Annotated in this window: 9 protein-coding genes; 2 read left to right on the top strand and 7 right to left on the bottom strand. The window is 58.9% G+C overall.

The genetic code is table 11. The annotated features are described in order from the left end of the window. Positions 1 to 180: 180 nt before the first annotated feature. From U9R81_RS17330 to U9R81_RS17305, 7 genes are all read right to left on the bottom strand, one after another. Positions 181 to 387, bottom strand: coding sequence for an HNH endonuclease domain-containing protein (locus U9R81_RS17330; protein WP_322496677.1), 207 nt, complete (start codon positions 385 to 387; stop codon positions 181 to 183). Positions 388 to 399: 12 nt separating this feature from the next. After that, positions 400 to 897, bottom strand: coding sequence for a hypothetical protein (locus tag U9R81_RS17325; protein ID WP_322496676.1), 498 nt, complete (start codon positions 895 to 897; stop codon positions 400 to 402). A 72-nt stretch (positions 898 to 969) separates the two neighbouring features. Further along, complete coding sequence (locus tag U9R81_RS17320) at positions 970 to 1,695, bottom strand: class I SAM-dependent methyltransferase (protein WP_322496675.1); 726 nt, start codon at positions 1,693 to 1,695, stop codon at positions 970 to 972. A gap of 58 nt (positions 1,696 to 1,753) precedes the next feature. Further along, on the bottom strand, positions 1,754 to 2,119 hold the full coding sequence (locus tag U9R81_RS17315) for a hypothetical protein (RefSeq protein ID WP_322496674.1): 366 nt from the start codon (positions 2,117 to 2,119) through the stop codon (positions 1,754 to 1,756). A gap of 5 nt (positions 2,120 to 2,124) precedes the next feature. Next, positions 2,125 to 2,421 carry a DUF5615 family PIN-like protein gene (locus tag U9R81_RS20125; protein ID WP_416180985.1) on the bottom strand — a complete coding sequence of 99 codons (297 nt, stop codon included), beginning with the start codon at positions 2,419 to 2,421 and terminating at the stop codon, positions 2,125 to 2,127. A gap of 54 nt (positions 2,422 to 2,475) precedes the next feature. Then, positions 2,476 to 2,712, bottom strand: a complete 237-nt coding sequence (locus U9R81_RS17310) for a DUF433 domain-containing protein (RefSeq protein ID WP_322496673.1) — start codon at positions 2,710 to 2,712, stop codon at positions 2,476 to 2,478. A 109-nt stretch (positions 2,713 to 2,821) separates the two neighbouring features. Beyond that, positions 2,822 to 3,418: a DUF4126 domain-containing protein gene (locus tag U9R81_RS17305; RefSeq protein ID WP_322496672.1), complete on the bottom strand. Its 597-nt coding sequence runs from the start codon at positions 3,416 to 3,418 to the stop codon at positions 2,822 to 2,824. A 191-nt stretch (positions 3,419 to 3,609) separates the two neighbouring features. Between U9R81_RS17305 and U9R81_RS17300 the strand changes: the two genes are divergently transcribed. Beyond that, positions 3,610 to 5,481 carry an ABC transporter ATP-binding protein gene (locus tag U9R81_RS17300; RefSeq protein WP_322496671.1) on the top strand — a complete coding sequence of 624 codons (1,872 nt, stop codon included), beginning with the start codon at positions 3,610 to 3,612 and terminating at the stop codon, positions 5,479 to 5,481. Positions 5,482 to 5,499: 18 nt separating this feature from the next. Then, a complete protein-coding gene (locus U9R81_RS17295; RefSeq protein WP_322496670.1) occupies positions 5,500 to 6,471 on the top strand; it encodes a hypothetical protein in 972 nt (323 codons plus the stop codon). The last annotated feature ends 30 nt before the right edge of the window (positions 6,472 to 6,501 follow it).

Genomic DNA, 6,501 nt, shown 5'->3' with positions numbered 1-6,501 from the left:
GGCGGGGCTAGGGGTACGCAGCCCGCTGCGGGGGCTGCTGGCCCTCACTCCCAGCTCCGCTCCTCAACTGGCGCGGGAGAGGGGAGTGTAGAGTTAAGCGTTGAGGCGTCACACAGCGATCAACGGTTGTGGTCGAACAAATTTCTGTCCGCCCCTCAACGCAATGATATGAGGATTGTGTCATTGCGCGTCGAGCGGTGTGGGTGAGAGAGATAAGCTCAGATAACCGATAATCACATCTTTTCGTTTGATAAGGAGTGGGCGAGCTGGAAGAGCATCGCTCTTCGCCAGATTCACTTGCGGGAGGGTAGGGAGCAGATTCCACAGGTCGTTATTTCCCCAAACGGCATATGGAATCACGTGATCGATGGCATAATCGCGTCGCAACGGCTTGCCAGTCTAGACGCATTGCAGGTTGTGACTATTGCTCAACACTTGCCGTACTTCAGATGTATCACGTTCATCTTGGGGTGATGCCATCAAAAGAGCAAGATAACGGCCGGGGTTGGCAGTGCGATTGATTTCATCGGTAAGCCGCGCCCAACGCACGATGATACTATCTTCAATCCAGTGTTCAAACCGGCAAATATCGAGCCAAATATCGGTGGGAACGCCTCCCCAGCCGAAAGTTTCGCTATTGCCGGGGTGATAGGTGAAAATAGGCGCGTTTATACTGCCAGCATGAGTCACCGGGCCTTTGCGAATGGTTTGAGCAATCAACCTGAGCACGCCGTCGTAGTGGTGCGGATTCTCTTTGAGATCACGCAAGATATTGTAGAGGCTACTTGGGCCGCCGGTGATGGTTGCTAATTCAGCGATAGCTGACCGAAAAGCGATTGGTTTCGGCGTTCCCGGATATTCACCGCGGATTTGTGCAATGTATTCAGAGGCGGTCACGATCGGTCAGTAGAAGATAAGCCATTGGATCGCAATTACCCGGAGGGGAACAGAAACCCGATCGGCCCCCATTCAACAGGATTGACGGAGTTGCGGGCAAGCGCACAGGGCACGTAGTAAGGCGAGCTTGTAAGTGGCCGTCTTGCGATCGTGGGCAAGAACGGCTTCGATACGTTCGAGATCGCGGGCGGTATCGCGTTCTCCCCTTTCCCCCACCACATTGATCCATTGAATACCGGGCCGACTCTGATCAGGCACCTCTTCCACCAGCAGTACGCGTATGCCGACCGATTCGAGCAGGAGGGTGAGGCGGGCGGGCGGGATGGTGGTGTAGAGGCGGCCGTCGGGGGCGCGTTCGCCGTCGGGGGGCGGGGTGCGGTACGAGACGATGAAGCGCCCGCCGGGGCGGAGGATGCGGGCGAGATTGACGGCGGCGCTGATGAGTTCGGCGGCGGGGAGGTGCATGAGCACGGCGACGCAGAGCACATTGTCGAAGCTGGCATCTTCGACGCCGGCGAGGTCGGGGAGGGCGGCAGGTTGGACGTTGATCCCGGCGTAGGCGGCGCGGGCTTCGTTGATCATGCCCAGCGATGGTTCAAAGCCGGTGGCGGGGTAGCCGTGCTGATTGAGCCATATCACATCGCGCCCGCTGCCGCTGCCGATATCGGCAGTGGGCCGGCCATGGTGGAAGAAGGCCGTGATCAGGCGGTAGATCGACTCTGGGCGCTGATTGCGCTGGAATTCGGCCTGTTGGCGGGCCAGTTCGTCATAGGCGCGAATGGTTTGCGGGTCGGGCATACGGTTTTGTGATAATTATAATACCGTGGCGACGGGAGCGACGCACGGCTGTGCGTCTTTACGGTGAATGCGAACCGGTGAACGGGATCAAATTCCCGGCGTCGTCCAATGTCCAGACGGTGCCGTCGTTGGCGGTGATGCCGGTTTGGGTGCGCCAGCGTTCGGGCAGGGGGCGCGGCATCGCCAGCATCCCGCCTGAATCGGTGCTGAGCAGGGTGAAATCGAGCGTGCCGGCGGTTTTGCCGCGTACGGTGACGCGCACCTTCCAGCATCCGTTCCATTCACGGTAGAAGTCGTAGTCGAGTTCAACCGGGCCGAGCAGGCCGGTGAGCAGATCGGCAATCAGTTTTTTTGCTTCCGGGACGCGCTTGCGCAGATCGGTGAGCGGTTGCGGGGTTGGCATAGTGGATTGGGTTTGTTTCATCTTCGCTACTGATCAGTTATCCGAATTCGTAATATTGCCGGTGTTATCACTGCAAACGCTTGGTGTAGCTCTGTTTCGTGTTGAGCGATCGCTGAAGCGACCAGATCGGCTTTACGTTCCGGTGATAAACCGGCCAATCGCAATAGGATGATGCCGTGCGTATGGAGCCGGCGCCGAAAGACGATCTCGCCGAAATCGCGATCAGCGGTAATCAGGATCGCCTGCGCACGGTTGGCAATCGCAAGGACTTCATCATCCGTAATTCCCGGCCATCTCTGCGATGTGCCAGACCTGATGACCATCTTGCCGCAGACGTTCCACAATAGCTCGATCGATGCTTTCAGCAGCCACGAGATTCATGCCGCGTCCTCGGCCAAGGGATAGATCACGTCGGCGCGAAGGGCATTGCGGGCAAAGGCGAGAGCGGCAAAAATAGCCTCACGGCTCAGCCGGGGATGAGCGGCGAGGATTTGATCGATCGTTTCACCGGCAGCCAATTTCTCTAAGATGAGTTCGACGGTGATGCGGGTGCCGGTGACGACAGGTTTCCCCATCATGATATTGGGATGTGAGACGATCAATGGTTTGTCCATACGTTTCATTGCTGTTGGCAAAATGGTTGCGCTTATTATAGCGTTTTTTGTTCATTATATGTACTGTGCGTTTAACATTCTGCGCAAAACGTCTCCTTTAAACAGCCCCTCACGGCGCGCGCGAGACGCCGTTCCGGCGCAAGTTGGCTTCGCGCCAGACGCGCACGGCGCCGCGGATGAAGCGGTAGGCAACGAAGGCGAGGACGAGGGTGATGATGAGGGCAAGGATGGGCAAGAAGACGGCGAGTAGGCTGAGCACGAACGAGAGCGCGTCTTCAAAGAAGCTGAGGAAGGAGTTGGCGGTGCCGCCGGTGGCTGCGGTGACGGCGGGCCGGATGCTGGCGCGGGCGCTTTGGGTGCCGGCGGCGGCGATGATGGCGGCGATGGCGACGACTGCCGGGTGGATGGCGACGACATCTTGGGCGGCGGCGAGGGCGACGATAGCGCCAGCGATGGGGCTGATCACCAGCCCGATAATGTGGAGAACGCTGTCAACCGCCGGCACTTTGTCGCCAATGAAGTCAATGATGGCCAGCGCCGCCAGCACGATCATCACAATTGGGTGGGCAAGCAGGTCGAATGGTTCACTGAGTTGGATGAGGTCTAGCCGGGAGAGGATACTGACGGTTAACAAGGGGAGATAGGCGTTGAGGCCGGTGGCGGTGGCTAGACCAAGCGAGCTCGCCAGCGCGATGATTGTCTCCATGGCAGTACTCCGGTGGCGGATGGATTGCGGAACCATAGCGTTCGATACTCTTGCGCCGGGAAGGATGGCATGCGTTGCCCCGGCGGGAATTTGCTCCTTTTTCCCATCAGACGTGCAACACGCGCGAAAAGTTGCGCGTCAGATCGCGTATCATGCTACCACGTTCCGGTAGCGCATAGCGAGGACAGAGTATGACAGAACCTCCGCGCGGTCGTCCGCGCCCCATCCCGTCGCCGCCGCGCCCGCAGACGTTGCGGCAGTGGGTGGTTGAGACGCGGCGAGCGTTGCGTAATGTGCCGGCAGCGTTCCGGTTGGTGTGGCAGGCCGATCGGGGGCATACGGTGCTGATGGCGGTGATTACGTTGCTGGCGGCGGGGTTGCCGCTGGCGCAAGCGTATGTTGGCAAGCTGATCGTGGATACGGTAGTGGTGGCGGTGCAGGGCGGGGTAGATGCGCTGGTTGGCTTGCAACAGACGTTGCCGTGGCTGCTGAGCGAGTTTGGGTTGATTACACTGGGGGCGGTATTGGCGCAGGGCCGGTCGCTCAGCGAGCACATCTTACATGCCCGCCTGAGCAATATGGTCAATTTGATGATCATGCGCAAGGCGCTGCTGCTCGACCTGCACTATTTTGAAGATGCACAATACTACGACAAATTGCAAAACGCTCGGCGCGAGACTAATTGGCGGGCGATGGCGATGGTCAACACCGTGTTTAGCGTCATTCAGCAAGTGTTGACCTTGCTTTCGTTTGCAGCCAGCCTACTTTGGTTAAGCCCGCTAATTGCGTTGTTACTGTTCGGCGCGACCATTCCGGCGTTTCTGGCCCAAACCCACTTCAGCCGGCTGCGGTTCCGGCTCTTGACGTGGCGGGCGCCGGAGTTTCGCCGTATGCAATATCTTGAGCATCTGCTGACGGTGGATACCGCCGTTAAAGAGGTGAAGCTGTTTGCGTTGGGCGAGCCGCTGATCGAGCGCCATCAAGAGCAATTTCACTGCTTCTTCCACGAAGATGCGGCGCTGGCCCGGCGGCGTTCGCTGATCAGCACGCTATGGGGGATCGTGGCGAGCGCCGGTTATTACGCCGCTTACGGCTGGATTATTTGGCAGACAGTGGCCGGGGTGATTACGATTGGTGGTATGACCTTTTACCTCACCCTCTTCCGCCAGAGTCAATCGGTGGTGCAGACGCTGTTCGGTAATTTGGCCCAGCTTTATGAGGGTGGGTTGTTCTTGACCAACTTGTTTGACTTTTTGGCGATCGAGCCGCGTATGCGCCACGGGGGCCATCTGCCAGTACCGCGCCCGATCCGGCAAGGGATCGAGTTTCGCAACGTTAGCTTTCGCTACCCTGATCGGGAAGAATGGGCCTTGCGCGACATCAATTTGCGGATCGGGCCGGGGGAAAAAATCGCGCTGGTTGGGGCGAATGGGGCTGGCAAGACGACGTTGATCAAGCTGCTGACCCGCTTGTACGACCCGACCGAAGGCCAGATTCTACTCGGCGGGGTTGATCTGTGTGATTACAATATCAATGAGTTGCGGCAACGGATTGGGGTCATCTTTCAGGATTTTGTCCGTTATCAGACTACGGCGCGGGAGAATATCGGGTTTGGCCAGATCGATGAACTGGCGAACGAATCGCGCATTCGCTCGGCGGCGGTGCGAGGCGGGGCCGATGAGGTGTTGGCACAACTGCCGCACGGCTATGATACGATGTTGGGGCGCTGGTTTGAGAACGGGGTCGAGCTGTCGGGCGGGCAATGGCAGAAGATTGCGCTTGGACGCGCGTTTATGCGCGAGAGCGAAGTGCTGGTGCTTGACGAGCCGACGGCGGCGCTCGATGCTGAGCGCGAATACGAAATCTTCCAGCGGTTTCGTGATTTGACCGCAGGGAAAATTGCGGTGCTGATTAGCCACCGCTTTTCGACCGTGCGCATGGCCGACCGGATTGTGGTGCTCGAGCATGGCCGGATCACCGAGATGGGGACGCATGAGGAGTTGTTAGCCCGCGGTGGGATGTATGCCCGTTTGTTCAATATGCAGGCCGAAGGCTATCGTTGAAGCAAGAAAGGTCATGATATGGAGATCGGCGCGCTGCTCAAGCGGGGGTTTGCGGTTTGGTGGCGGTACAAAGTGTTGTGGGGGCTGGGGATTTTGTTGGCGTTGGTGGGGCGGAGCGGATATGGTTTAACGATCGATTTTGGCGTGAGCGATCCGGGCCAGCCGCCGGATGAAGCTATGAGCCGGCTTCTGCTGGCCTTTATCCCGGATGACTTGACCCCGGAAACGGTCACAGGCTGGGTGTTGTCGTTGGGGCTGGTGTTGCTGGTGGGTTGGCTGGTGATGCTGTTTGTGGGGAGCATTGTGGAAGGGGCGGCGATCGTGCAGACCGATCTGCTCGATCAGCGCGGGCAGTTTGATTTGAGCAATAGTTTTGCGGCTGGGGTCAGCCGGATGGTCCCGTTGGCGCTGATGGATTTGCTGTTGGCGCTGCCCGGTCTGGTGGTAGGGATTGGCATTCTGGTGGCGTTTGGGGCGGTGGTTACCAGTGTCTTAACAATGGCGAGTGTCGGGCCGTCAGCTTCGATGCTGGAACCGTGGGTGCTCACCATTGTGGCTCTCATGATTTGTCTGGCGATTCCGATCGGGCTATGGAGCCTCTTCCTTGCCGTCTTCCGTCCGCTGGCGGCGCGGGCGTGCGTACTGGAGGGGCAAGGGCCGGTGGCTAGCATCAAGCGTGGATGGCAGGTCTTGCGGCGTAATCTAGGGCAGGCGGTTGTGGTTTGGTTGGTGACAGTCGGGATCGGGCTGGTCTATAGCTTGCCGGTGGGGGCGATTGCGGGGGCGTTGTTGGTTGCAACCGGCGCCAATCCGTTGACGAGTTTCGGTGCGTGGGTCATCATCACCGTGTTGTTTAACGTGATCTTTGCGATCATTCTGGGCGGGTTGTTGGCTAGCCTAGATGTAGCGCTTTGGACGGTCGGCTACCGGCAGTGGACGATGGCGGCGCCGGCGATGCAGCAGGTGTATGCGCCGGTGTGGGGGCGGTGACCCCACCCCCTTGCCCCCTCGCCGTGAACG

This window comes from Chloroflexus sp., assembly GCF_034435895.1.
Taxonomy (GTDB): domain Bacteria; phylum Chloroflexota; class Chloroflexia; order Chloroflexales; family Chloroflexaceae; genus Chloroflexus.
The sequence above is the reverse complement of the archived record's forward strand: the minus strand, read 5'-3'. Positions and strand labels throughout refer to the sequence as shown.